Raw genomic sequence first — 23168 nt, forward strand, 5'->3', positions numbered from 1 at the left:
GCGTCCTACGGCTCGGTCTTCAGCGCGCGATTGAAAGCTGCAATCGTCATGTCGATCAGTTGCGCGTGAATATCACCGCGCGATCGTGCTCCACCGTCATCGCAAACCGGGTCGCCGATCTGTTCGGCCGCAATGATGCCGGCAGCGCCGGGCTTACATTCGCCGAACATGCTGTAGTGGCTCGCATCCGCGATCGTCGCATAGCTCGCCTTTGAAATTGCTTTTGCGATCTCGGATGCGTCGGCGGTCACGGGAATCTTTCCTGGTCGGCCAAGATTGACGATAGCGACCGGAATTTTGATACCGGCAAAGCTTTTGACATCGAAGACATCGGATGGGGCAGGATCGATCGCCATGGCGAAATGAATGCGCTCATCCCGGTTGTCCCGACCGGCGGCCTGCAAATCCATGGCGTGAAGATCGACGCCGCTTTGCCTGACCCAGTCGCAGAGCGAGGCATTGAGCAGGTCCGTATCGCAATAGGCCGCCAGCAATTTCGGATCGATGCGGGCACCGGCTATCGCCAGCGCCGTGTTGCCGCCCATGGAAAGACCGAGGACGCCTACTTTGCCTTGTTCGAGGTGCCCTGCGAAGAAAGCGTCCTTCGCCGTCGCGGTCAGGGCAGCCGTGAGATCGGCGGGCCGCAACCAGAGTTTCATCGTCTCGGCGGCGGATCTGTTTTTCCCCGTATTTCCCGGGTGTGTGGGAGCGGCGACGACGAATCCCTGCCTGGCCAGAGGCGTTGCAATCCAGCTCAGGGCGTGTGGAGTTCCCGCCAGGCCAGCGCCATGCGAAAGCAGGATAAGCGGAAATTTTCCGCCAGCGATAGGCGCATCGCGCATGGCGGCCGTTCCGGCGAAAAGCGCGGTGTCGCCTGATATAACCATCTCGCCGCCCGGTTGCGCGGGATACCAGACCGTCACATCGAGATCGATGCCGCGCTCCTTGGATGGGGCAGGCAACTGACGAACGCCGACATTGTCGCCGGCGTCTGCGGGGTGTTGGATGAGCGCCGTGGAAACAGCGACGGCGCAGAGCATAGTCCAGAATTTCATTGAAATCTCCGTTGTCGAACGCGCCCTATAGGTGGCAAGGCCGGAGGCTACAGCGTCCGGGCAAGCTGGCGGTCATGTTCGATTGCAGTGTTAGCGACCCGATGTCAGCGGATCGGAGCGAGGTCCGCGACCTTGATCGCGATCAAGGACGTGCTTTATCGCGATTGAGTACCGTTCAGTGCGGAACGGCGCTGCCGATTTCAGCCGCCCGCCGGTTCGCAAGCGAGGGCGCCGCGTCAGGCGCGTTCCGGTCCCGCCAGGCGAGCGGGGTCATATCGGTGACGCGGCGGAATTCGCGGTTGAAGTTCGACTTGGTCTGGAAGCCGACCGCAAACATGATCTCCGTCACGGACTGATCGGTCTCGCTCAGCAGCCGGCAGGCCTCGGTGATGCGGTGTCCGTTGACATATTGCGAGACGTTCCTGGCCGTGGCCCGGTTGATCGCCATTGAGATCTGCCGTGCTGGAATTCCGGCGCGGCGGGCAAGCCGGTTGAGGTTGAGATTGGCGTCGCGATATAGTTTTTTCTCCTGCATCAACTCGTTGACCCTGGCGATCGCATCGGCGTTCTCGCCGGCGTCGGGTGGGGACGGACTCTCGACGGGCTCGGCGGCATTGAGCGGGACATGGCTTTGGCTGGCCGCAGCCGCCGCCACGCCGACAATGACGAGCATGAAAAGATTGCCGATGCCGATCACGGTTGCCGCGCGAGCGCCATGTCCCGACGCCAGATCGAAGGACACCAGCATGTCGACGGCTCCCGACAGGCACAGCGTAGCTGCCGCGAAAAGGATGGCCCTGTAGACCGGGACCGCGCCGTCGAAGGGCGCAAGGCGAAGCCCGTCGGCGCCGGAGCGAAGCAGCCAGAGAATGGCGGCGGCGTAGGTGAAATCGATTGATGTCAGCGCCACGTCGATCGCCTCGCGCCAAAAGATTATCAGCATGATGATGATGACCGCGGGTGTCGCGTGGAGCCCCAGCAGGGCCGGCCACCGGCGGTCGCTGGTGCGAACCAGGCTCGATACGCCGGCGTAGAGCAGAGACGGCATGATCGCGGCGGATACGGGGGCGATATAGCCGACTTCGCTGATGCCATAGCCCCAGCGCAGTCCGGTGAGCACCGATTGCAACGCTGCAACAAGGATCAGGGCGAGAAACGGCAGGTTCGGTGCTGCCTCATCCTGGCGGCTGGCGACGACCCAAAGCAGGATGAACAGCGACAGGGCGACGACGAAGGGTAAGGGAACAAACGGCATGGATCGGGTGCGGGCTCGCGTGGTGATGCGCGGCAGACCGTAGCCGATGTGATTTGATTCCCAAACTCGCTTGTGCCGTCTGCGTGCCGGCGATCAAGCTCAGGCGAACTTCACCAGCATCAGGCTGAAGCAGCCGATGAACAGGAAGGCCGAGAAGGCGAGCGCCAGCGGGCGCAGGCCGCGCGAGCGCAACTGAGAGATGTCGGCCTGCAGGCCCATGGCGGCCAGGCCCATGGTCAGCATGATGGTGGTGGCGAGCGCCATTGCCGATTTCACCTCGATGGGCACCGTGACCAAGCTGTTCAACGCCACGACAGCGACGAAGGCGGCGACGAACCACGGCATGGGCGGCCGCGCCGCCACCTCACTGCTGCTCCTGCCGCGCGCCATCAGGCCGAGCGCGACGACCGTCGGCGCCAGCATGGCGACGCGGGTCAGCTTGGCGACGGTGGCGATCTCGCCGGACTGGGTGCCGTTCTGAAAGCCGGCGCCGATGACTTGCGCCACCTCGTGGATCGAGGCGCCGGCCCACAGGCCGAAAGCGTGCTGGTCGAGGCCGAGCATGGGCGCCATGAGCGGGAAGCCGAGCATGGCGACGGTGCCGAACAAGGTGATCGAGGCGACGGCGTAGGTGACGTCCTCGTCGCGCGCATCGGTGACGATGTTGGTGGCGACGATGGCCGAAGCGCCGCAGATCGAGGTGCCGGCGGCGATCAACTGCGCCAGCTTGGCGTCGACGCCGATCAGCCGGCCAAGCGTGATGGTGAAAACGAAGGTGGCGCCAAGCGTCGCCGCGACAATGCCGACGCCGCCAGCGCCGATCGAGACCACCTGGCCGAGCGTCAGCTGGAAGCCGAGCAGCACGATGGCGAAGCGCAACAGGCGCTTTTGCGAGAATGCGATACCGGCTTTGGCGTGCACGGGCGTGCCGAGCACGTTGGAGTAGATCATGCCGGCGACGACGGCGAGGATCATTGGACTGAACAGCGCGAAGCCGGAAACATTGCGCGCCGAGAAGGCGACGGCAGTGATCATCGTGACCAGCACGATGCCGGGGACGATGCCATTCCAGCTAAGGGATTTTCGCCCTTGCGCGACATCGGCAGGAAACGCGCTTTTTGGAATATCGTTCGCGAAGTGGGAAACGGAAGACAATGCAATGCTCCAGGCGAGTATGCCGGGAGAATGCCATTCCTAAACCAATCTTTCCAACGAATTATTTTCGTTAGAATGATCGATTTTTACGAACGATCCACGGACGCTGCCGCGCAGACGTCGCTTTCTGGGCGACCTGGATTAAAGCTGCGCCTCGATCGCGGCCTTGTCGATCACCGACCAGACGTTCCTGATTCGGTCGTCGAGGAATTCATAGAAGACGTTCTCGCTGAAGGACACCTTCCTGCCGTTTATAGGGAGCCCGAAGAAGGTTCCCTTCGGCGTGCAGTTGAACTGAAGCCGGCTGGCTAGGAACGGCGGTTCGGCGATCAGCAACTGGATATCGAAATAGAGGTCTGGGATTTCCCGAAAATCGCGCTCCAGCATGTCCTGGTAACCCGACAGTCCGACGCGGTCGCCATTGTAGTGCACCTCGTCATGAACGAAGCGATGCAGCTTCTGCCAGTCCTGATTGTTGAGGCAGGCGATGTAGCCTCGATAGAGGTCGGTCACGGTCACGGCGATGGCTCCGGTGCTGATGCCCGCCATATTGCGACAGGGCTGAAGGCCAGGACGTACAATAAAAGCAACACATAGCGGGCCGTAGTCCTGTTGCCAGTGCCCAAGTTCAGGGAACAATTCCGAATTCGTGTCCGCTCATCACCTGGTCCAATGCACGCTGATCAACGTGCTCGCTGTCAACCGAGGCCTCAAGTTGGGTCAACGGTGCTTGCAGCGTCCAGGTGACACCGTGGCTATCATGCTCGAGAACACCGGTGCCGCTCACCGCGGCTGGAGCGACGCGCCGCAGCACCACGCTGCCGAAACCACCATGGCCGATCGTCTGTACTTCAGGACCATCTCTCTCTTTCCAGATCAGCTGGAACTGTTTCTGGCCGACCAGTCCGGTTACCTTCCATTGCACCGTTATCGTTCCCTCTGCGGCCGAAAGGACGCCGTATTTAGCGGAATTGGTCGCGAGTTCATGAAACGCTATGCCGAGGTACTGGACGGCATTGGGGCTCAGCGTCAGGGAAGGGCCCGACATTGAGATCCGCTCCTCGTTGCCGAACGGTTTGGCCTGCGCAAGCAGCAGTTCGAAGATCGTGGCGCCCTTCCAGTCGCCGGAAACCAGAAGGTCATGCGAGAGCGACAACGCCATGATGCGCTCGCGCACCTGACGTTCGAACTGGGCCGGCGTCGATGACCGCTTGCTGGTCTCCCGGATCATCGAGATGATGACGGAATACTGGTTCTTGACCCGGTGGTTGACCTCGCGCATCAGCATGCGGATGCGATATTCGTTCTCCTTGGCTACTGATATGTCGCGGGCGATCTTCGAGGCGCCGACGATCTGCCCGACGGCGTTGCGCACCGGCGAGATTGTCAGGGATACGGGCACAAGGCTGCCGTCCTTGCGGCGGCGGATGGTTTCGTAGGTCTCGACCTGCTCGCCTTTGCGGATGCGCTCCAATATGCGCGGCTCTTCGTCCAAATGGTCGTCCGGTATCAGCATAGTTACCGACCTTCCGATTGCTTCGTCGGCGGTGTAACCGAACAGACGTTGGGCGGCTGAGTTCCAGCTCCTGATGACTCCGTTCAAATCCTTGCTGACGATGGCATCGAAGGAAGACTCCACGATGGCTGACAGATGATGCCTGGCCTCGTCGGCATGATGGCGGTCAGTGAGATCGAACAGCATATTGACGGCGCCGACCAGTCTGCCCTGCTCGTCATGAAGCGGCGTGGGATAGGGAAGGAACGGCACACGCGTGCCGTCCGGGCGTTGGGAGATAGCCGACTGGTTTCTGACCGGCCGGTTCTCCTTTAGCGCGACAGCCATCGGGCATTGGTCATGCGGCAACACTTCACCGTCGGTCGTGAACAGCTTGTGCGTCACACACCATTGGTCTTTTCCGAGCTCGGGTTCGCGCCCAGCGAAATCTGCCGCGGCCCGATTGAAATAGGTGATCTTGCCTTCGGTGTCGGTGGTGTAGATTGCTACGGGAAGATTATCGAGGATTTGGTGGGGCAGATCAAAGGTCGAGCTCGAGGTTTTCGTCACTTGCGCCACGTATAGGAGTTCCAGTTAACCGCAGTGAACGCGGTGCCGCGGAAATGGTTCCGCGACCATTTCCGGGGATAGTCACCGCAGGCGGCGGCGAGTCAAAGCCGGGTGGAAGCTGCTCACCGACTTACTCCTTGCCCCGGTAGCGCAGCGCTTCGACCAGCAGCGAGAAGGCCGGCGTGGCTTGCCGGCGGCTGGGGTAATAGAGATGGTAGCCGGGGAAGGGCCCGCACCAGTCGGCGAGCACACGCACCAGCCGGCCGTTGGCCAGATGGGCCGTCACCTGCTCCTCAGGCAGATAGGCAAGGCCGAGGCCGGCGAGCACCGCGTTCATGCGCAGCGCGGCCGTGTTGAACACAAGCTGGCCTTCGACCCGAACCTTCAGCTCGCGTCCGGCCTTCTCGAACTCCCAGGCATAGAGCCCGTCATAGGTGGGCAGCCGCAGATTGATGCAATTGTGGGTGGTCAGGTCCTGCGGCGTGCGCGGCTTTGGTCGGGTAGCGAAATAGGTTGGCGAGCCGACCACCGCCATGCGCATGTCGGGGCCGATGCGCACCGCGATCATGTCGCGCGCCACCTGTTCGCCCAGCCGCACGCCGGCGTCGAAGCGCTCGGCGACGATGTCGGTCAGTCCATAGTCGACGATGATCTCGACCTTGATGTCGGGATAGTCGGGCAGCAGCGGGGCGATCGCCGGCCACAGGACCGCATCGGCGGCGTGCTCACCGGCGCTGATGCGGATGGTGCCGGCGGGTTTTTCCCGCAATGCGCTCAAGGCAATGAGCTCGGTCTCGATCTCGTCCAGCCGCGGCCCGACGGTGCGAAGCAGCCGCTCCCCGGCTTCGGTGGGCGACACGCTGCGCGTGGTGCGGGTCAGGAGCCGTACACCCAGCCGCTCCTCCAGCGCCCGCACCGTGTGGCTGAGCGCCGATTGGGAAACCCCGAGCTTGGCCGCCGCCCTGGTGAAGCTTTCCTCGCGCGCCACAGCGAGGAAGGCGGTTAGCTCATTCAGGTTGTCACGTGGCATTCATGAGCCCCCTTCATAAGATCATGCTGGATATAGCACCTAATCGGCACCAATCGCAGACCCTAGATAGGCGTTATCACACCGGGCACCTCCGGCCGTCTCTAAAGCCGGGCGGTCGTGTCATGGCTGTTGCCAGGAAGGGACAAAACCATGGACATCACGCGAAACGGCTCTCAGGCCTCGGCCAAGGGATCGGCCGACTATTTCACCGGTGTGGTGCGCATCGACGCGCCGTTCAAGGGCAGCGAGCCCGCCCGGGTCGGCGGCGCCACCGTGACTTTCGAGCCCGGCGCGCGCACCGCCTGGCACACGCATCCGCTCGGCCAGACGCTGATCGTCCTCTCGGGCGCCGGCTTGGCGCAGCGCGAGGGCGGCCCGATCGAATCGATCCAGCCCGGCGACATCGTCTGGTTCGCGCCCGGAGAGAAGCATTGGCATGGCGCCGCGCCGACCACGGCGATGAGCCACATCGCTATCGCCGAAGCGCTCGACGGCAAGGTCGTCGACTGGTTGGAGCATGTCAGCGACGAACAATACGGGATTTGACCAGGTATCGGCGCGTGGCGCCGAGTTCAACGCCCGAACTCTACGAAGGAGACCACCATGACCGATGTTCCAAGGCTGAAAAGCCCATTCTCCGATATCGCTCCCGCGCTTGGCAGATACAGCCCTGGATCGTTCCGATCCCCGGCACCACCAAGCTCAATCGCCTCGAAGAGAACATCGGATCGGTCACTGTCGCGCTGACGGCGAACGATCTTGCCGACATCGAGGACGCGGTCTCGGCGATCGCCGTACAGGGAGCGCGCTATTCTCCGCAACAGGAAGCAAGGATCGATCGCTAGAGCCAGGCGCAGGCTGAGGGCACTCGACGACCGGGTAGCCATTCCGGCCGACGGCGCAGGAGTTGAGGGGATCGTGCGCGGATCGGGTGGCAGCGTTTCAGTTTGAAATTTGGCCTTCTGCGAACTCGCGTCTTGCGGCCGTGAAAACCTCGCGGGCAGCATCGGCATTCATGATGGCGATTGCCAGCCCAATGACAATATCTGGCCAAGCCGAATTCCACACAAATGCCGTGACCAGGCCGGCGGCAATGATTGCCGCATTGGCCAGGACGTCGTTGCGCGCCGACAGGAAGGCGGCGCGGGTGAGGCTGCCGCTGTGATGGCGATAGCGAGCGAGCATGAGCGCGCACGACAGGTTGACGAGCATCGCGCCAGCCGCTGTGAGCGTTAGCGGAACGGGAGCTGGCGGAATTGGAATGTTGAATTTCTCCCAGGCTGTCCAAAGGGTCGCCAAAGCGGGGATCAGAAGTATCCCGGCCAGCGCCATTCCGAGCCGCGCTCGATTGCGGACGGTCCAGCCCAACGCGACCATGATCAGGAGATTGACGGATGCGTCCTCCAGAAAATCGATGCTGTCCGCGAACAGCGATACCGATCCGATCCAAACGGCTACGGCAAATTCGATCCCGAAATAGGCCAGGTTCAGGATGGCCACCATCCGCACCGCTTTGTTCAGCGTCCCGGTCATAGTTCGCCCATCGATTAGCTGCCGTTGGCACAAAGCATATAGCGATTCTATGCCCTGCGGCGCGAGGACCAGGATCTTGTCGCCATGCGAGACACTGTCGATCGAGCGGTCGCCTTGACATCGCCGCGCTTCCTGTTCCAACTTGGCGCCATGTTCGTTTTCGCGCCTGCCAACACCAAGCGACGTCGCCCCTGCACAGTGCGGAGCGGCAAGCTGACTGCGCGACGACAAAGACCGGCAGGATAGACCCGGTTCTTTCGTTTCCAGCCCCGCCCGCGAAACCGCCGGCGGGATTTTTCATGTCTGGAGCAGTTTGATGACAAACAATTCTTCCATCCGGCTTCGGCCGGCCGCGCCCGCTGACGCCGCCGCGATCCGGGATATCGTGCGCGCCGCCTATGCCAAATGGGTAGCGGTGATCGGCCGCGAGCCTCTGCCGATGCGCGCCGACTACGAGAAGGCTGTTGCCGAGCATCCGTTCGATCTCGCCGTCGAGGATGATCGGATCGTGGGACTGATTGAAACCATGCTGGCCGAGGATCACCTGTGGATCGAGAATGTCTGTGTCGCACCGGATGCGCAGGGCAGGGGGATTGGCCGGCTGTTGCTGGAGTGGGCCGAGCGCAAGGCGATCGAGTCGGGCCGCGACGAGCTTCGCCTGCTGACCAATGGCGCGTTCGAGGCGAACGTATCGCTCTACAAGAGGCAGGGCTATATCGTGGATCGGGACGAGCCGTTCATGGGCGGCATGACGGTCTATATGAGCAAGAGGCTAGCGGGATCACCGGCGATCTGAGGAAGGATTTCGATAATGGCTGCCAAGGTCAGGCTTAAGCAACTCCCGGGGTCTTACGCGGTTTCCCGGCTGGCGGCGGGCGAAACCATTCCCGGTTGGGCGGACGGACCAGGCTTCGTCAGCATCACAAGGACCGACGACGAGCTTTCGATCGTTTGCCTGCAGGACCGCGTGCCGCATGCCGTCAAGCAGGATATCGACTGGGTGGCCCTCAAGCTCCTGGGCCCGTTCGCCTTCGACGAAACCGGTATCGTGCTGTCGGTCATCAGGCCGTTGTCGGAAAACGGGTTGGGCATCTTCGTGGTGTCCACTTTCGATGGCGACCATCTCCTGGTGAAAGCCACGGATCAGGCCGCGGCGAGGCGGTTTCTGGTCGAGGCCGGGCATACCTTGCTGTAGTCCATCCTCACCAAGCCGGTTGCTGCCCAACCGCTCTGGCTCAATCACTGCCGCACTGGCTCAACCACTTCGGGGGTTGTGTTTGACAGCGGCGTTTGTGCATCGTTATCTCCAGCCAGATATGACGGCCCGGCGCGACCATGCGGCCAAGGAGAAAACCATGTCACACAATCTGCAGTTCTACATCGATGGCGCGTGGGTCGATCCTGTTGTGCCCAACACATTGGACGTCATCGATCCCTCGAATGAGGACGCTTTTGCGCAGATTTCGCTCGGCTCAAAGGCCGATGTCGACAAGGCGGTGGCTGCCGCCAAGCGCGCCTTCAACAGCTTTGGTTTCACCGAAGTTAGCGAGCGGCTCGACCTGTTGAATCGCATCATCGCGGTCTACAAGAAGCGCAGTGGCGATCTTGCGGTTGCCGTGTCGCGCGAGATGGGCGCGCCGCGCCAGATGGCGTTGGACAGCCAGGTCGGCATTGGGCTGGCGCATCTGACCAAAATGGCCGAGACGCTGAAGGCTTTCGAATTCCGCCACGTGAAGGGCAATCATCTCGTGGTCAAGGAGCCGATCGGTGTCGTCGGGCTGATCACGCCGTGGAACTGGCCGCTCAACCAGATCACCTGCAAGGTGGGTTCGGCGCTCGCCGCCGGCTGCACCATGGTGCTCAAGCCATCCGAGATCGCGCCGCTCGACGCCATCATCTTCGCCGAGATCCTCGACGAGGCCGGCGTGCCGAAGGGCGTCTTCAACCTCGTCAATGGCGACGGACCGGGCGTCGGCCAGGCGTTGTCCAGCCATCCTGACATCGACATGATGTCGTTCACCGGTTCGACCCGCGCCGGCATCCTGGTGGCCAAGGCCGCCGCCGACACGGTCAAGCGCGTGCATCAGGAGCTTGGTGGCAAGTCGGCCAACATTCTGTTCCCCGACGTCGACCTCGCAAGCGCGGTCAGCAAGGGCGTGGCCGGTTGCTTCAGCAACAGCGGCCAGTCCTGCAACGCGCCAACGCGCATGTTCGTGCCGCGCGAGCGCCATGACGAGGCGGCCGGCTATGCCAAGGTTGCGGCGGAAAAATTCACCGTCGGTCCGGCCGATGCTGCCGGCACCAAGCTCGGCCCGGTCGTCAGCCAAGTTCAGTTCGACAAGATCCAGGACCTGATCCAGGCCGGCATCGACGAGGGTGCGACGTTGGTCGCCGGCGGCCCCGGCCGTCCGGCCGAACTCAACCGCGGCTACTATGTCAGGCCGACAGTGTTCGCCGACGTTACCCACGACATGCGCATCGCGCGCGAGGAGATCTTTGGGCCGGTACTGGCGATCATGCCCTATGACAGCGTCGACGAGGTGGTCGAGACCGCCAACAACACCGTCTATGGCCTCGCCTCCTACATCCAGGCCAAGGACATGAAGAAGGCGCGCGAAGTCGCGACGCGCATGCGCACCGGCAATGTCTACATCAACTATCCCCAGTGGGACGCCGGCCTGCCGTTCGGCGGCTACAAGCAGTCGGGCAATGGCCGCGAATATGCCGAATACGGACTTGAGGATTTCCTCGAGATCAAGGGCATCGCGGGATATGAGGCGGCGGAGTAGGCACCGTACAGTGTGATGCAATAAAGGGCGCGGCCTGCGGTGTGGGCCGCGCCCTTTCATTTTGCAGCCAAGCCTTGCCATCTCCCGCATTCTTGCCAATTGGCAAATACATGCTATATATCTGCCAATCAGCAAGGTGAACGCAATGCAGCTTCAGTCCATCGTCACCACGCCGGCCACGTTCGGAGCCGCTATCTCGGATGAAGAAGCGGGCGCGCTGGCGCGCACCACGGTCAATCTGTTCAAGGCCTGGAACCTCACCGACCTGGAGGCCTGCATCCTGCTTGGCGGTATGTCGGCGCGCACCTGGGCACGCTGGAAGACTGGGGCGAAGGAAGGTGGCATCGGCAGGATCGACCGCGACCTGCGCACCCGCATGGCGCACCTGATGGGCATCCATAAGGGCCTGCGTTACCTTTTCACGGAGCCGGCGCGCGGCTATGCCTGGATCCGCAAGCCCAATGCCACCTTTGGCGGCCAGTCGGCGCTCGACCTGATGCTGCGCGGCGAAATCTCCGATCTCTCGGCGATGCGCGAATGGCTCGATGCGGAGCGTGGTGCATGGTGAGTGGGCTTGCGGTCCGTCGCCGCGTCGACTGGCACCAGACCTTCCGCATCATCCGTTCCATCCACCCACCGATCGACCTGTTCGAAGACATTGCCGACCCGCGCGACTGGGAGGCGCTGGCCGCCGTCGAGGCGAAGACCAACCCGCGCATAAGGTTCGAGATTGGCGATCTCGGCAAGGTTTCGGCCGCAAGGCGGGTTTCCGGCCCCGGCGCCAGCTTCGTGATGGCGCCTTTCGTGCACTGTTCGACGCTGCGGCCGGGACGCTTCTCGGATGGCAGCTACGGCATCTACTATGCCGGCGACAGCGAGGACGTCGCGCTTGCCGAGACCATCCACCACCATCAGAAATTCATGCGCGCCACAAACGAAGGGCCGGGCTGGACGGCGGATTTCCGCGTGCTGATCGGCAACGTCGACCGCGACCTCGATGACGTCAACGCCGTGCCCGGCGTGCTCGACCCGGACGACTATTCCGCCTCGCAGGAGGAAGGGCGGGCGCTGCGGGCAGCCGGCAGCGACGGGCTGGTGTGGAACAGCGTGCGCATGCCGGGCGGCGGCTGCATCGGCATCTTCTGGCCCGATGTCATTGCCATTCCAGTGCAGGGCCGCCACTACAGCTACCACTGGGACGGCGCCCGCGTCGACTTCGTGCGCCAGCACGATACGGGAAAGGTGCTGGCCGTCACGTGATGGTGGGCGGACCCTTTACAGATCGTGGGGGAGTCGGTATTCACGAATCCATAAATCCAAGGATTCGGATATATGAATAGGAAGGGTACTTTGAACGCGCTGGCCGCACTTGGCCAGGAGACGCGGCTGGATGTCTTCCGGCTGCTCGTGCGTGCCGGCCCGGAAGGCATTCCAGCCGGCGAGATCGCAACGAGGCTGGACACGGTCCAGAACACCATGTCGGCGCATCTGAAGGTGCTCGCCCATGCCGGGCTGATCCGTCCCGAACGCGACGGAAGGACCGTGCGCTATGTCGCCGACATGACCGGCTTGCGCGACCTGCTGGCCTATCTGATGGAAGATTGCTGCAATGGCGCGCCGGAGCTCTGCCGCCCGGTCATCAATGCCGTGACCTGTGACTGCTGAGGGGCTTGTGACTGTCCGCCGCGCGCCGTTCGAACAAGGAAGCCATCATGACCGATCATGCTCTGAACGCAGCTGAGGCGGTGCGGCCCGGCATCGGCTTCGTCGAGAAATATCTGACGGTGTGGGTGGCACTGTGCATCGTCGCGGGCATCGCGCTTGGCCATCTGCTGCCGGGCGTGTTCGGCGCCATCGCGTTGGCCGAGATCGCCAGGGTCAACATTCCTGTCGCCGTACTGATCTGGCTGATGATCGTGCCGATGCTCTTGCGCGTCGATTTCGCCTCGCTGGCCAAGGTCGGCACCTATTGGCGCGGCATCGGCGTGACGCTGTTCATCAACTGGGCGGTGAAGCCGTTCTCGATGGCGCTGCTGGGCTGGCTGTTCATCGGCTGGTTGTTCCGGCCGTGGCTGCCCGCCGTGCAGATCGATTCCTACATTGCCGGGCTGATCATCCTTGCCGCGGCGCCCTGCACGGCGATGGTTTTCGTCTGGTCGAACCTGACGCGCGGCGAGCCGAATTTCACGCTGTCGCAGGTGGCGCTCAACGACGCTATCATGATCGTCGCCTTCGCGCCAATCGTCGGCCTGCTGCTCGGCCTGTCGGCGATCACCGTGCCATGGGGCACGCTGATGCTGTCGGTCGCACTCTACATCGTCGCGCCGGTGATCGTCGCGCAACTGGTTCGTGGCCGGCTGCTGGCAGCGAGGGGACAGGCCGGGCTTGAGGCCCTGCTTGCCACGCTGCAGCCCCTGTCGCTGGTTGCCTTGCTGGCGACACTGGTGCTGCTGTTCGGCTTCCAGGGCGAGCAGATCATCGCGCAACCATTGGTGATCGTGCTGCTGGCGGTGCCGATCCTGATCCAGGTCTATTTCAATTCCGGTCTTGCCTATCTGCTCAACCGCCTCAGCGGCGAACGGCACTGCGTGGCTGGGCCATCGGCGCTGATCGGCGCGTCGAACTTCTTCGAGCTGGCGGTGGCCGCCGCGATCGCGCTGTTCGGGCTGAATTCTGGCGCGGCCCTTGCCACTGTGGTCGGGGTGCTCATCGAGGTTCCGGTCATGCTGTCGGTGGTGTGGATCGTGAACCGCAGCAAGGGCTGGTACGAGATGGGCGGCGCCGTCCGGAATACCATGTCGGCTGAGAGGACCTCGAAATGACCATCACCATCTACCACAATCCCGATTGCGGCACGTCGCGCAACACGTTGGCCATGATCCGCCAGTCGGGCGAGGAGCCGGAGGTGATCGAATATCTGAAGACGCCGCCATCGCGCGAAAGGTTGGTCGAACTGATCGCGGCGATGGGCATCACACCGCGCGACCTGCTGCGCGAGAAGGGCACACCCTATGCCGAACTCGGCCTTGCCGACCCGAAATGGTCCGACCAGCAGATCCTCGATTTCATGCTGGCACATCCGATCCTGATCAACCGGCCGATCGTGGTCAGTCCGCTCGGCGTCGTGCTGGCGCGGCCGTCGGAAAAGGTGCTGGACATCCTGCCCAACCCGGAGATCGGCGCGTTCACCAAGGAGGATGGCGAGGTGGTCATTTACGCCTCGGGCAAGCGCGCCGGCTGATGCTATTTCCATAATTTTCGAAATTGGGTTGACGGCGCGAAAAGTGCCGCGTAGCTTATTTCCATGAAACTCGAAAAAGCAGCCGCGCAGCTTGAAGCGCTCGGCAATCCGACGCGGCTTCAGCTCTATCGCATCCTGGTGCGGGCCGGTGATGACGGGCTTGCCGTCGGCAGCGTCCAGGGCAGGCTCGACATTCCGTCCTCCACGCTGTCGCATCACCTCAAACGGCTGGTCGATACCGGGCTTGTCACGCAGGAACGGCAAGCGACGACGCTGATCTGCCGCGCCAACTATCCCGGCATGAATGCGCTGATCGGCTATCTCGCCGACGAGTGCTGCGCGGATGCTGTCTGCGCGCCCGCCGTCGGCAAAGCACTGGCCTGATTTTTTTGCGCTTATAATTCGAACATACCGGAAGGATCGAATCTATGGACATGATGGCAAACCTTCCCGTCGCGGTAATTGGCGCCGGCCCGGTCGGCCTTGCCGCCGCGGCGCATCTGGTCGAGCGCGGCATCCGTCCACTCATCCTGGAGCGCGGCGAAAGTGTTGGGGCCGCACTGCTCGAATGGGGCCATGTGCGGGTGTTCTCGCCTTGGGAATACAACATCGACGCGGCGGCGCGGGCGCTGCTCGACCGCTCCGGCTGGACGGCGCCGGACAGCCAGGGCCTGCCGACCGGCGGCGAGATCGTGCGCGACTATCTGGCGCCGCTTGGCCGGCTTCCGGCGATCGCCGCCAATCTGAAGCTCGGCGCCGAGGTCACCGCGATCACCCGTCAGGGGCATGACAAGGTCGCCAATGAGGGCCGCAAGGACGCGCCCTTCGTCATCCGCTACCGCGATGGCGGCGGTGAGCACCGCTTTCTCGCACGCGCCGTCATCGACGCATCCGGAACATGGTGGCGGCCAAACCCGATCGGCATCGACGGGCTGCCGGTTGCCGGCGAAGGCAAGGCGTCGGCACGCATCGCCTATGGCATTCCCGACGTGGTCGGCAAGGCGAGAGAAGACTATGCGGGCAAGCGCATCCTGGTCATCGGCGGCGGGCACTCGGCCATCAACGTCGCGCTGGCGCTGATGGAGTTGCAGGATGGCGCGCCTGGCACCGAAATCTTCTGGGCGCTGCGGCACGCCAACATCGAGAGATTGCTCGGCGGCGGGCTGAACGACCAGTTGCCGGAACGTGGTGCGCTTGGGCTGGCCGCAAGGCAGGCGATGGCGGACGGCAGGCTGAACATGCTGACGGGCTTCGCCGTCGACCGCATCGAGACGCAAGGCGAGAAGCTTGCCGTCGACGCCCACCTCGCCGGCAAGCCGTTCAGCATGGCCGTGGACCGCATCGTCGTCACCACCGGCTTCAGGCCAGACCTGTCGTTCCTCGGCGAAATCCGCATCGCGCTCGATCCCGTCGTCGAAGCGCCGCCGGCACTGGCGCCGCTGATCGATCCGAACTTCCACTCATGCGGCACGGTTCCCGCGCATGGCATTGCGGAACTCGCGCATCCCGAACCCGGTTTCACCATCGTCGGCTCGAAATCCTACGGCCGTGCCCCGACCTTCCTGATGGCGACCGGCTACGAGCAGGTCCGCTCGGTGGTGGCCGATATTGCCGGAGACCATGCCGCGGCCCGCGAGGTGCGGCTGATGCTGCCGGAGACCGGCGTGTGCAGCGCCGTCGGTGTCGCGACGGTATCGGAAAGCGCCGGCTGCTGTGGCGGGCCTGCTCCCGCCGCTGTCGATGCCTGCTGCGTCAGGGATGCGGCCGCCAAGGCAACGGGCGCGTCGGGTTGCGGCTGCGCAACCGATGCCGAGCCGAGAAGAGCCGTATCGGCCGGCATCGATGCCTGACCGGTCCGTCCTGCGCAAGGCGATCTGGGCGCTTGGGCTGACCCAGATCATCGGCTACGGCACGCTCTATTACAGCTTCTCGATGCTGGCGCCGGCAATGGCACGCGAGTTCGGGCTCACGGAAGGCTGGGTATTCGCAGCCCTGTCGGCCTCGCTGTTTGCCGGCAGCCTGTTCGCGCCGACTGCCGGGCGGTGGGCCGACCGCTTCGGCGCCGGTCGCATCATGACCGTCGGCTCGGTCGCGGCGGCTGTGGCGCTGGCGCTGTGCGCCGTCGCACCCGGCCGCGTGAGCTTCGTTCTGGGATTGCTGGCGATGGAACTGGCCTCCAGCTTCGTCCTCTACAGCGCTGCCTTCGTGGCGATCGTGCAGGTCGGGGTTCCCCGGCCGCAACGCAGCATCACCCATCTGACGCTGATCGCCGGGTTTGCCTCTACCCTGTTCTGGCCGCTGACCTCGGCGCTGCATGCGCATCTCACATGGCGCGAGGTCTACCTTTTGTTCGCCGCTCTCAATCTCGGCCTATGCCTGCCGATCCACGCCTGGCTGATGCGCCTGTCGCGTCGCCACGCAACGGTCACGCCGCATGAGCGCGGTTCCGCTCCCGATGAAGCGGGAATGCCGCTCGATGCGCGGCGCGGCCGGGCCGCATTCCTGCTGATGCTGGCGGGGTTCGCCACCGAGGGCTTCGTGCTGTCGGCGATCCTCATCCACATGGTGCCGCTGACGGCGGCCCTTGGGCTCGGCACCGCAGGCCTGTTCGTCTCGACCCTGTTCGGGCCGGCGCAGGTCGCCAGCCGGTTGATCAACATGCTGTTTGGCGGGCGGCTGCAGCAGACGCACCTTGCCGTCATTGCCGCGTCACTGCTCACGGCCGGGCTGTGTGCGCTGTTGCTGACCACGCCATGGCTGCCCGGCGCCTTCGTGTTCGTGTTCCTGTTCGGCCTCGGCTCCGGCCTCACCAGCATCGTCGGCGGCACCTTGCCGCTCGAACTCTTCGGCCGCGAAGGCTATGGCGCGCGGCTGGGATGGGCGAGCGCCGCCCGTCAGTTCACCTCGGCCTTCGCGCCGTTCGCGCTCGCCTTCATGATGACACGAACATCGGTCGCCAATTCCTTGTGGGTGCTGGTGGTCGTCGCCGCGAGCGGGGTCATCGCCTTCCTCGCCATCGCGCTGCTCAGGCGGCGCGGTGGCCCGGCAGCGTTTGCGATTGGCGGCAGCGCGGAAGAGGCGACCTGACCGCCCGCCTTTAGTGCCGCAGAATCTTGCTCAGGAAAGCGCGGCTGCGGTCGGTCTTGGGGTGTGAGAAGAACTCGTCGGGCGTGCCGCTTTCGACGATGGCGCCGGCGTCCATGAACACCACGCGCTGGGCGACCTTGCGGGCAAAGCCCATCTCGTGCGTCACCACCATCATGGTCATGCCTTCCTCGGCGACCGCGACCATGACGTCGAGCACTTCGGAAATCATCTCGGGATCGAGCGCCGAGGTCGGCTCGTCGAACAGCATGATTTTGGGCCGCATGCCGAGGCAACGCGCGATCGCCACGCGCTGCTGCTGGCCGCCGGAGAGCTGTGCTGGATAGGCATTGACCTTGTCGGCGAGGCCTACCTTGGCCAGCAATTCGCGGCCGGCCTTTTCGGCTTCGGCGCGCGGGATCTTGCGGACATGGATAGGAGCGAGCGTCACATTCTCGAGCGCGGTTTTGTGCGGGTAGAGGTTGAACGACTGGAAGACGAAGCCGATCTCGGTGCGCAGCTGAGTCATGTTGGTGGCGGGGTCGCCCAGGCGCTGGCCGTCGACGACGAGGTCGCCGTTCTTGATCGCCTCCAGGCCGTTGACGCAGCGGATCAGAGTGCTTTTGCCCGAGCCGCTCGGGCCGCAGACGACGACCACTTCGCGCGGTTCGACGCTGAGCGTGATGTCCTTGAGCACATTGAGCGAGCCGAACCATTTGTTGACGCCGCGAAAGTCGATCATGCCGGTTTTGGCAAGGCCCGTTTTGGTCATGTTTTCTGGACCTTTGGGGTTGGAAGTCACAACTGCACCTCGCCATGCGCCGCGCCCATGCGCTGCTCCAGCCGGCGGGCCAGCATGATCAGCGGATAGCAGACGATGAAATAGCCGGCGCCGACAAGGAAGAAGACCAGCAGGCCGTTGGGCACACGCTGCACCACCAGCCAGCCGACGCGGGTGAGGTCGGTGAGGCCGATGGCCGAGACGACGGAAGAATCCTTGATCAGCAGCACATACTGCCCGACCAGCGGCGGCAGCACGATGCGCATGGCCTGCGGCAGCACCACCTGGCGCATGCGCTGCCAGCGCGACAGGCCGGACGCCAGTGCCGCCTCGACCTGGCCGGTCGGCACCGAGCGGATGCCGGCGACGACGATCTCGCAGATGAAGCAGGCAGCCAGATTGGTCAGCGCGATGATGCCGGCGGTGAAGGCGTCGAGCTCGATGCCGAACTCCGGCAGGATGAAGAAGATCAGGAAGATCTGCACCAGGAACGGCGTGCCGCGGATCAGGTCGACCCAGGCGCCGATCAAGCCCGAGATCAGACGGTTGCCGCCGGTGCGCAGGATGCCGAGGGCGAAGCCGAGCAGCGTGCCGAGCACCAGGCTGATCAGCGACAGCAACACGGTCATGCCGAGGCCGCGCAGGGCCAGTGGATAGGAGCCGGCGAGGCTTTGCAGTTGTTGCCAGATCATGTCCGCGCCCCCGCTGTGCCGAGCCAGCGGCTGGAGAGCCCAGCCAGTCCTTTCAGGCCGTAATAGAGCAGCAGATAGAAGGCGGCGATGGTGAGGAAGCCTTCCGCCGGCATGAAGCGGTCGGAGGCGAGCAATTGACCGGCGCGTGTCAGTTCCGAAACCGAGATCAGCGACAAAAGGGCGGAATCCTTGACCAGCACGATCGCCTGCCCGAGCAGCGGCGGGATCGTCACCTTGAAGGCTTGCGGCAGGACGACAAGGCGCATGCGCTGGACATAGGTCATGCCCGAAGCGACGCTGGCCTCGACCTGGCCGCGCGGGATCGACAGGATGCCGGCGCGAATGATTTCAGCGATATAGGCGCCGCTGTTCAGCGACAACGCGAGGATGCCGACGACGAGTTCCGGCAGAACGAAGCCGAGCCGGGGCAGGCCGAAATAAAGAAAATAGAGCTGCGCCAGCAAGGGCGTGGCACGCACCGCATCGATATAGGCCTTGGCCGGGGCGCGAAACAGCCAGCCGCGCTGCAGATTCATGGCGCACAGCACGATGCCGACGATGAGCGCGCCGACAAAGGACAGCGCCGACAGCCAAACGGTCGTGACCAGGCCCTGTCCGAACAACGGCAGGTATTCGACGATGGTGCGGAAACTGAAATTTTCGAGCATCGTTGGGTGAAATCCCCAGAGCGCAGGCAACGACAGATGAAACGAAATTCCGGGCGGCTTCGCGGCGTTTAAGATGCGCGCGAAACCGCCTGGATTTATCGCTGCTTAGTGATCCTTCTTCCAGGCGTCGGAATTGACCCAGTAGTCGAGGTTCTTCTGCAGGCGGCCGTCGATAGTGACCTGGTTGAGGAACAGGTTCATCCAGATCAACAGGTCCGGCTCATCATAGCGGGTGGCGAAGGCAAGCGGCTCCTTCGACAGAAGGTCCGGCATGATGGTGAAGGTGCCGGCCGGATAGGCGGTCGACTGGCCTTTGACCGCCGAGACGTCGTTGACGCCGCAGTCGGCCTGGCCGTTGTTGACGGCGTCAAGTAGCAGCGGACCGCCACCCTTGTAGCTCTTGATGTCGGCATCGGGGAAGGCGTTCTTGGCTTCCTTCTCGCCGGTGGCGCCGAGCAGCACGGCGATTTTGGTGCCCTTGGCCTTGCAGTCCTCGGTGGTCTTGAACTTGCTGTCGGCCTTGGTGAAGACGGTGCTGCCCGTGTACATGTAAGGCGTGGTGAACGCGACCTTCATGCCGCGCGCCAGCGTCGGTGTCATGTCGGCGACCAGCAGGTCGGCCTTGCCCGACAGCAGCGCCGGGATCAAACCATCCCAGTCGAAGTCGAGGAAGGTGATTTTCACACCCATTTCCTTGGCCATCAGTTCGGCCAGTTCGACCGAACTGCCGGTGCGTTCGCCATTGGCGCCGACCAGCGAGAAGGGCGGTCCCTGGGTCTGCACGGCGACGCGCAATTCGCCGCGCTTGGTGATGTCGTCGAGCGTACCCGCACTGGCCGCAGCGGTGAGCCCGGCGAGCGCAAGCCCGGCGATGAAAAGTCTTCCGGCGATGAAAAGTCTGGCAATCTTCATTTCGGTATTCCTCCCTGTTGTCGTTAATGTGTGCCCGCGGTTCTCCTTGGGCTCCTTTTTGAGCGGCAGCGCCGTTGCCGGCGGCAGCCACCGTTCGAAAATCTTTCGCCTCAGTCCCGTGCCACCGTCTCGGAAACCGTGATGCCACGCCTGGCCAATTCATCGAAGAACCTGATGTCGGGCACATCCAGCAGCGGGTTCAAAAAGCCGGGTCTGGTGATCTCGCCCCTCGCCAGCATCTGCGCCACGATGCTGGCGGGATAGCCGACGCCGAGGCTCATGCCGAACAGGCCGGAAACGAGATCGCGTTCGATGATCAGGTCCGACGTCACCGTCTTGGCGCGGCCGCCTTCGAGGCCGGAAAAGACATTGCGCATCACGCAAAGATCCTTTTCGCCGGGGCCGTATTGCAATTGCGGGCCGAGCAGCCGGCCAAGGAATTCGCGCGGGCTGTTGGAGGTGCCGGGCACCTTGTCCTCAGAGAGGAAACCGAGTTCCTTCAACGGCGCCCAGAAGGCCGACCATCCCGGCCAGCGCAGTGTGTAGCGGCCGGAGCGGCGCAGCCCTTTTGCGGCGTCCAGCATCTCGACATAGTGCAGCGCGTCGCCATTGGGGAAGGCTTCGAGCCTGCCGAGGCCGGCAACCTCGATTTCATGGATGAACGGATTGTCGTGCTGCTGGCCGGCAGGCACTGCGACACGGTTCCCGTCCTCGATCATCACGCTGTCGCGGTTCTGGCTGACCAGGACCATGTCGAAATTCCAGCTCACCTTGTAGCACAGCGGCTTGGCCATCGCCTTCGGCTCGGGGATGCCGCCGCAATAGGAATCGATCGAAGAAATCGAGTCGAACTGCCTGGCGGCGCGCGCGTAGAGCACGAGGTCGATGCCGGGGTCGAGCCCGCATTCGGTCATGATCGAGACACCGGCCTGTTCGGCGGCCGGCGCCAGGTCGGCGATCGACTTGGCGTAATTGGTGGTGACCAGCGGCGTGCGCGTGGCAATCGCGGCCGTTACCGCCTCGCGCATCAGCGGCTGCGGCAACAGGTCGATGACGGCGTCGACATCATCAAGCACAGTGGCCAGGGCCTGGCCGATCGCGCCCTCAGGCACCACGAAGCGCACGCGGGCAAGATCGGTCAGGCCGGCAAGCCGGGCCGGGCCGTCCGGCGCGGTGTCGACGCAGACAATTTCCTCGACGCCGTCGCTGGCGACGAGGTCGGCGATTGCCGCCCGGCCTTGCAGGCCGAGGCCGCCGAGAACCGCGATCTTCATGCCGGCTCCTTGCGGTCATCCGACCAGCAGCCTTCCGGCAGGCTGACCCATTTGTTGCAGGACGCCATGACGACGAAGGTCTCGCTGCGCACCACTTCGCCCGGCTCGCCGGCGCCGGGGATCAGTTCGCTGGTGACGCGGTAGAGATCGGCGACGTCACCGGCCACCGTCACGTCGACGATGATGTCGAAGCGTCCGGTGACCACCGAGGCCGAATTGACGAAAGGCAGTTCCGAAATGCGCTGCGCCAGTTCGCGGGCCCGGCCGCGCCCTTGGGCATTGATGCCGACAATGGCAGAGATCAGCTCGGGGCGCTCGGTCAGGTTCAGCAGCCCGACGATCTTGAGCAGGTTGCGGTCGAGCAGGTTGCGCAGCCGCGAGCGCACCGTCGGCACCGAAATCGCCAATATCTCGGCGATCCGGTTGATGCCCGGCTGGGCGTCCTGCGACAGCTGTTTGACCAGCCGCCGATCGGTCAGATCGAGATGTTCCCGCAAAGTCCCTGTCTTTCACAAAAGGAAAAAACTTTGGCGATTTTTTTGCCAATGTGTAAACAAGCTACGTCACGAATATTTGAAAAGCAAGGCAATGATTCAGCGCTGATGGGGATAGGTGCTCGCTGTCCGGCTCACGCCAGCGCTGTCGCGAGCAATTTTGCCTGCGGTGTCAACTCGTCGAAGCGGCGGGCGCAGAGGTTGAGCTGGCGCGTTGCCCAGTCATCGGTCAGCCGCAGTGTGCGTAGCGTCCGCGCCGAGCGGCGGGCGGCACTTTCCGGCACGATGGCGATGCCGGCACCTTGCGCGACCAGCCGGCAGACATTGTCGAGGCCGGGAACGCGGATGCGGACATGCAGATGGCCGCCAAGGCGGGCCGCCTGGCGGGCGATGTGCTCCTGCAGCGCATGGCCGGTGCTGAGGCCGACGAAAGATTCGCCGAGAAGCTCAGTGAGGTTGACGGTGCGGCCTTCAAGGCCGGGCCGGTTTCGCGCGGCGATCACCACCAGCCGGTCTATGAAGAACGGTTTCTGCTCGAGGTGCGCAAGGCCGGCCCAGGTGGCGGCGATGCCGAGATCGGCCGCACCACTGGCCACGGCTTGCGCGATCTCATGGCTGGGGCGCTCGTCGAGCTCGATGTCGATGCCGGGGTGCGCGACAAGGAAGGCGGGCAGGATCTCGCGCAGCAACTCGGCTGTGGCGGCGGTGTTGGCCATCAGCCGGACGCGGGCGCGCAGGCCGGTGGCATAGGCGGCGAGGTCGCCGGCCATCGCTTCGATCTGGTTCTGCACCGCGCGCGCATGATGCAGCAGCGCCTGTCCCGCCGCCGTCGGCACCACACCACGGCGGCGGCGCTCCAGCAGCGGCGCGCCAAGCCGCTCCTCCATGCCCTTGATGCGGGCGCTGGCCGACGCCAGGGCCAGTCCGGCAAGCTCGGCGCCATGGGTGATGCTGCCGCGTTCGGCCACCAGCAGGAACAGGCGGAGATCGACCAGATCGAAGCGCATTCTCTTGCTCCTGCGAATATTCAGCGCCGGGAAGGCGGTCGGCCAGCCAGCCTTCGCCCTGGCCGAAGGCTGGCAGCGCAACTTCCACATTGTGATCGGCCGGGATCTTCGTCAAACAGTTTCGAAGGAGATC

General features: G+C 63.8%; 27 protein-coding genes. 13 read left to right on the forward strand and 14 right to left on the reverse strand.

Going from position 1 to position 23168, the window contains the following annotated elements; genetic code table 11:
• Positions 1-5: 5 nt before the first annotated feature.
• The 6 genes from MESCI_RS13680 to MESCI_RS13705 all read right to left on the reverse strand — a co-directional run bounded on the left by MESCI_RS13680 (position 6) and on the right by MESCI_RS13705 (position 6560).
• A complete protein-coding gene (locus MESCI_RS13680) occupies positions 6-1055 on the reverse strand; it encodes an alpha/beta hydrolase family protein (RefSeq protein WP_013530536.1) in 1050 nt (349 codons plus the stop codon).
• 175 nt (positions 1056-1230) lie between these two features.
• The gene (locus MESCI_RS13685) at positions 1231-2310 is read right to left on the reverse strand and encodes a helix-turn-helix domain-containing protein (protein WP_013530537.1); all 1080 of its coding nucleotides are present in this window, start codon (positions 2308-2310) and stop codon (positions 1231-1233) included.
• Positions 2311-2409: 99 nt separating this feature from the next.
• The gene (locus MESCI_RS13690) at positions 2410-3465 is read right to left on the reverse strand and encodes a YeiH family protein (RefSeq protein ID WP_013530538.1); all 1056 of its coding nucleotides are present in this window, start codon (positions 3463-3465) and stop codon (positions 2410-2412) included.
• Positions 3466-3606: 141 nt separating this feature from the next.
• Complete coding sequence (locus MESCI_RS13695; protein ID WP_024501791.1) at positions 3607-3984, reverse strand: ester cyclase; 378 nt, start codon at positions 3982-3984, stop codon at positions 3607-3609.
• 109 nt (positions 3985-4093) lie between these two features.
• Positions 4094-5539 carry a sensor histidine kinase gene (locus MESCI_RS13700; protein WP_013530540.1) on the reverse strand — a complete coding sequence of 482 codons (1446 nt, stop codon included), beginning with the start codon at positions 5537-5539 and terminating at the stop codon, positions 4094-4096.
• Between the two features lie 121 nt (positions 5540-5660).
• Positions 5661-6560, reverse strand: coding sequence for a LysR family transcriptional regulator (locus MESCI_RS13705; RefSeq protein ID WP_013530541.1), 900 nt, complete (start codon positions 6558-6560; stop codon positions 5661-5663).
• A gap of 150 nt (positions 6561-6710) precedes the next feature.
• Between MESCI_RS13705 and MESCI_RS13710 the strand changes: the two genes are divergently transcribed.
• Positions 6711-7106, forward strand: coding sequence for a (R)-mandelonitrile lyase (locus tag MESCI_RS13710; RefSeq protein ID WP_013530542.1), 396 nt, complete (start codon positions 6711-6713; stop codon positions 7104-7106).
• A 14-nt stretch (positions 7107-7120) separates the two neighbouring features.
• Positions 7121-7405: a hypothetical protein gene (locus tag MESCI_RS13715; protein WP_063172672.1), complete on the forward strand. Its 285-nt coding sequence runs from the start codon at positions 7121-7123 to the stop codon at positions 7403-7405.
• Positions 7406-7502: 97 nt separating this feature from the next.
• Here MESCI_RS13715 and MESCI_RS13720 read toward each other — a convergent pair whose 3' ends face one another.
• Positions 7503-8093 carry a cation efflux transmembrane domain-containing protein gene (locus tag MESCI_RS13720; RefSeq protein ID WP_013530543.1) on the reverse strand — a complete coding sequence of 197 codons (591 nt, stop codon included), beginning with the start codon at positions 8091-8093 and terminating at the stop codon, positions 7503-7505.
• Between the two features lie 316 nt (positions 8094-8409).
• Here MESCI_RS13720 and MESCI_RS13725 point away from each other — a divergent pair, with 316 nt between their 5' ends.
• The 11 genes from MESCI_RS13725 to arsK all read left to right on the forward strand — a co-directional run bounded on the left by MESCI_RS13725 (position 8410) and on the right by arsK (position 17210).
• A complete protein-coding gene (locus tag MESCI_RS13725; protein ID WP_013530544.1) occupies positions 8410-8889 on the forward strand; it encodes a GNAT family N-acetyltransferase in 480 nt (159 codons plus the stop codon).
• 15 nt (positions 8890-8904) lie between these two features.
• Positions 8905-9288 carry an ACT domain-containing protein gene (locus MESCI_RS13730; RefSeq protein ID WP_013530545.1) on the forward strand — a complete coding sequence of 128 codons (384 nt, stop codon included), beginning with the start codon at positions 8905-8907 and terminating at the stop codon, positions 9286-9288.
• Between the two features lie 160 nt (positions 9289-9448).
• Positions 9449-10882, forward strand: a complete 1434-nt coding sequence (locus MESCI_RS13735) for an aldehyde dehydrogenase family protein (RefSeq protein ID WP_013530546.1) — start codon at positions 9449-9451, stop codon at positions 10880-10882.
• A gap of 145 nt (positions 10883-11027) precedes the next feature.
• Positions 11028-11450, forward strand: coding sequence for an MbcA/ParS/Xre antitoxin family protein (locus tag MESCI_RS13740; protein ID WP_013530547.1), 423 nt, complete (start codon positions 11028-11030; stop codon positions 11448-11450).
• Positions 11444-12142, forward strand: a complete 699-nt coding sequence (locus tag MESCI_RS13745; protein WP_013530548.1) for an RES family NAD+ phosphorylase — start codon at positions 11444-11446, stop codon at positions 12140-12142. The genes MESCI_RS13740 and MESCI_RS13745 overlap by 7 nt, the downstream gene beginning before the upstream one ends.
• Positions 12143-12214: 72 nt before the next feature.
• The gene (locus MESCI_RS13750) at positions 12215-12547 is read left to right on the forward strand and encodes an ArsR/SmtB family transcription factor (protein WP_013530549.1); all 333 of its coding nucleotides are present in this window, start codon (positions 12215-12217) and stop codon (positions 12545-12547) included.
• Positions 12548-12594: 47 nt separating this feature from the next.
• Positions 12595-13704: an ACR3 family arsenite efflux transporter gene (gene arsB / locus MESCI_RS13755; RefSeq protein WP_013530550.1), complete on the forward strand. Its 1110-nt coding sequence runs from the start codon at positions 12595-12597 to the stop codon at positions 13702-13704.
• Positions 13701-14123 (forward strand): arsenate reductase (glutaredoxin), encoded by a 423-nt coding sequence (gene arsC, locus MESCI_RS13760; RefSeq protein ID WP_013530551.1) that lies wholly within the window; start codon positions 13701-13703, stop codon positions 14121-14123. The genes arsB and arsC overlap by 4 nt, the downstream gene beginning before the upstream one ends.
• A 63-nt stretch (positions 14124-14186) precedes the next feature.
• Positions 14187-14507, forward strand: coding sequence for an ArsR/SmtB family transcription factor (locus MESCI_RS13765; RefSeq protein ID WP_013530552.1), 321 nt, complete (start codon positions 14187-14189; stop codon positions 14505-14507).
• Between the two features lie 50 nt (positions 14508-14557).
• Positions 14558-15973, forward strand: a complete 1416-nt coding sequence (locus tag MESCI_RS13770) for an NAD(P)-binding domain-containing protein (protein ID WP_164920032.1) — start codon at positions 14558-14560, stop codon at positions 15971-15973.
• Positions 15966-17210, forward strand: coding sequence for an arsenite efflux MFS transporter ArsK (gene arsK, locus MESCI_RS13775; protein WP_013530554.1), 1245 nt, complete (start codon positions 15966-15968; stop codon positions 17208-17210). Before MESCI_RS13770 ends, arsK begins: the two co-directional genes overlap by 8 nt.
• Before the next feature lie 10 nt (positions 17211-17220).
• Here the strand turns inward: arsK and MESCI_RS13780 are convergent, their stop codons facing one another.
• The 7 genes from MESCI_RS13780 to MESCI_RS13810 all read right to left on the reverse strand — a co-directional run bounded on the left by MESCI_RS13780 (position 17221) and on the right by MESCI_RS13810 (position 23035).
• The gene (locus MESCI_RS13780) at positions 17221-17979 is read right to left on the reverse strand and encodes an amino acid ABC transporter ATP-binding protein (protein ID WP_013530555.1); all 759 of its coding nucleotides are present in this window, start codon (positions 17977-17979) and stop codon (positions 17221-17223) included.
• A gap of 26 nt (positions 17980-18005) precedes the next feature.
• The gene (locus MESCI_RS13785) at positions 18006-18680 is read right to left on the reverse strand and encodes an amino acid ABC transporter permease (protein WP_013530556.1); all 675 of its coding nucleotides are present in this window, start codon (positions 18678-18680) and stop codon (positions 18006-18008) included.
• Positions 18677-19348 carry an amino acid ABC transporter permease gene (locus MESCI_RS13790; protein ID WP_013530557.1) on the reverse strand — a complete coding sequence of 224 codons (672 nt, stop codon included), beginning with the start codon at positions 19346-19348 and terminating at the stop codon, positions 18677-18679. Before MESCI_RS13790 ends, MESCI_RS13785 begins: the two co-directional genes overlap by 4 nt.
• Positions 19349-19453: 105 nt before the next feature.
• Positions 19454-20260 carry an ABC transporter substrate-binding protein gene (locus MESCI_RS13795; protein ID WP_013530558.1) on the reverse strand — a complete coding sequence of 269 codons (807 nt, stop codon included), beginning with the start codon at positions 20258-20260 and terminating at the stop codon, positions 19454-19456.
• 110 nt (positions 20261-20370) lie between these two features.
• Positions 20371-21534 (reverse strand): saccharopine dehydrogenase family protein, encoded by a 1164-nt coding sequence (locus MESCI_RS13800; RefSeq protein ID WP_013530559.1) that lies wholly within the window; start codon positions 21532-21534, stop codon positions 20371-20373.
• Entirely contained in the window at positions 21531-22031 is a 501-nt protein-coding gene (locus MESCI_RS13805) for an Lrp/AsnC family transcriptional regulator (RefSeq protein ID WP_013530560.1), read from the reverse strand. The genes MESCI_RS13800 and MESCI_RS13805 overlap by 4 nt, the downstream gene beginning before the upstream one ends.
• 131 nt (positions 22032-22162) lie before the next feature.
• Positions 22163-23035, reverse strand: a complete 873-nt coding sequence (locus tag MESCI_RS13810; protein WP_013530561.1) for a LysR substrate-binding domain-containing protein — start codon at positions 23033-23035, stop codon at positions 22163-22165.
• Positions 23036-23168: the final 133 nt, after the last annotated feature.

The organism is Mesorhizobium ciceri biovar biserrulae WSM1271 (assembly GCF_000185905.1).
GTDB classification, from domain to species: Bacteria; Pseudomonadota; Alphaproteobacteria; order Rhizobiales; family Rhizobiaceae; genus Mesorhizobium; species Mesorhizobium ciceri.

What these genes read in the sequence shown, in the direction of transcription:
- MESCI_RS13685 (WP_013530537.1), bottom strand. Translation starts at nt 2,310, where the DNA reads ATGCCGTTTGTTCCCTTACCCTTCGTCGTCGCCCTGTCGCTGTTCATC.
- arsB (WP_013530550.1), top strand. Translation starts at nt 12,595, where the DNA reads ATGACCGATCATGCTCTGAACGCAGCTGAGGCGGTGCGGCCCGGCATC.
- MESCI_RS13770 (WP_164920032.1), top strand. Translation starts at nt 14,558, where the DNA reads ATGATGGCAAACCTTCCCGTCGCGGTAATTGGCGCCGGCCCGGTCGGC.
- MESCI_RS13810 (WP_013530561.1), bottom strand. Translation starts at nt 23,035, where the DNA reads ATGCGCTTCGATCTGGTCGATCTCCGCCTGTTCCTGCTGGTGGCCGAA.
- MESCI_RS13800 (WP_013530559.1), bottom strand. Translation starts at nt 21,534, where the DNA reads ATGAAGATCGCGGTTCTCGGCGGCCTCGGCCTGCAAGGCCGGGCGGCA.
- MESCI_RS13795 (WP_013530558.1), bottom strand. Translation starts at nt 20,260, where the DNA reads ATGAAGATTGCCAGACTTTTCATCGCCGGAAGACTTTTCATCGCCGGG.
- arsK (WP_013530554.1), top strand. Translation starts at nt 15,966, where the DNA reads ATGCCTGACCGGTCCGTCCTGCGCAAGGCGATCTGGGCGCTTGGGCTG.
- MESCI_RS13780 (WP_013530555.1), bottom strand. Translation starts at nt 17,979, where the DNA reads ATGACCAAAACGGGCCTTGCCAAAACCGGCATGATCGACTTTCGCGGC.
- MESCI_RS13680 (WP_013530536.1), bottom strand. Translation starts at nt 1,055, where the DNA reads ATGAAATTCTGGACTATGCTCTGCGCCGTCGCTGTTTCCACGGCGCTC.
- MESCI_RS13785 (WP_013530556.1), bottom strand. Translation starts at nt 18,680, where the DNA reads ATGATCTGGCAACAACTGCAAAGCCTCGCCGGCTCCTATCCACTGGCC.
- MESCI_RS13710 (WP_013530542.1), top strand. Translation starts at nt 6,711, where the DNA reads ATGGACATCACGCGAAACGGCTCTCAGGCCTCGGCCAAGGGATCGGCC.
- MESCI_RS13765 (WP_013530552.1), top strand. Translation starts at nt 14,187, where the DNA reads ATGAAACTCGAAAAAGCAGCCGCGCAGCTTGAAGCGCTCGGCAATCCG.
- MESCI_RS13730 (WP_013530545.1), top strand. Translation starts at nt 8,905, where the DNA reads ATGGCTGCCAAGGTCAGGCTTAAGCAACTCCCGGGGTCTTACGCGGTT.
- MESCI_RS13740 (WP_013530547.1), top strand. Translation starts at nt 11,028, where the DNA reads ATGCAGCTTCAGTCCATCGTCACCACGCCGGCCACGTTCGGAGCCGCT.
- MESCI_RS13720 (WP_013530543.1), bottom strand. Translation starts at nt 8,093, where the DNA reads ATGACCGGGACGCTGAACAAAGCGGTGCGGATGGTGGCCATCCTGAAC.
- arsC (WP_013530551.1), top strand. Translation starts at nt 13,701, where the DNA reads ATGACCATCACCATCTACCACAATCCCGATTGCGGCACGTCGCGCAAC.
- MESCI_RS13745 (WP_013530548.1), top strand. Translation starts at nt 11,444, where the DNA reads ATGGTGAGTGGGCTTGCGGTCCGTCGCCGCGTCGACTGGCACCAGACC.
- MESCI_RS13735 (WP_013530546.1), top strand. Translation starts at nt 9,449, where the DNA reads ATGTCACACAATCTGCAGTTCTACATCGATGGCGCGTGGGTCGATCCT.
- MESCI_RS13725 (WP_013530544.1), top strand. Translation starts at nt 8,410, where the DNA reads ATGACAAACAATTCTTCCATCCGGCTTCGGCCGGCCGCGCCCGCTGAC.
- MESCI_RS13705 (WP_013530541.1), bottom strand. Translation starts at nt 6,560, where the DNA reads ATGCCACGTGACAACCTGAATGAGCTAACCGCCTTCCTCGCTGTGGCG.
- MESCI_RS13790 (WP_013530557.1), bottom strand. Translation starts at nt 19,348, where the DNA reads ATGCTCGAAAATTTCAGTTTCCGCACCATCGTCGAATACCTGCCGTTG.
- MESCI_RS13750 (WP_013530549.1), top strand. Translation starts at nt 12,215, where the DNA reads ATGAATAGGAAGGGTACTTTGAACGCGCTGGCCGCACTTGGCCAGGAG.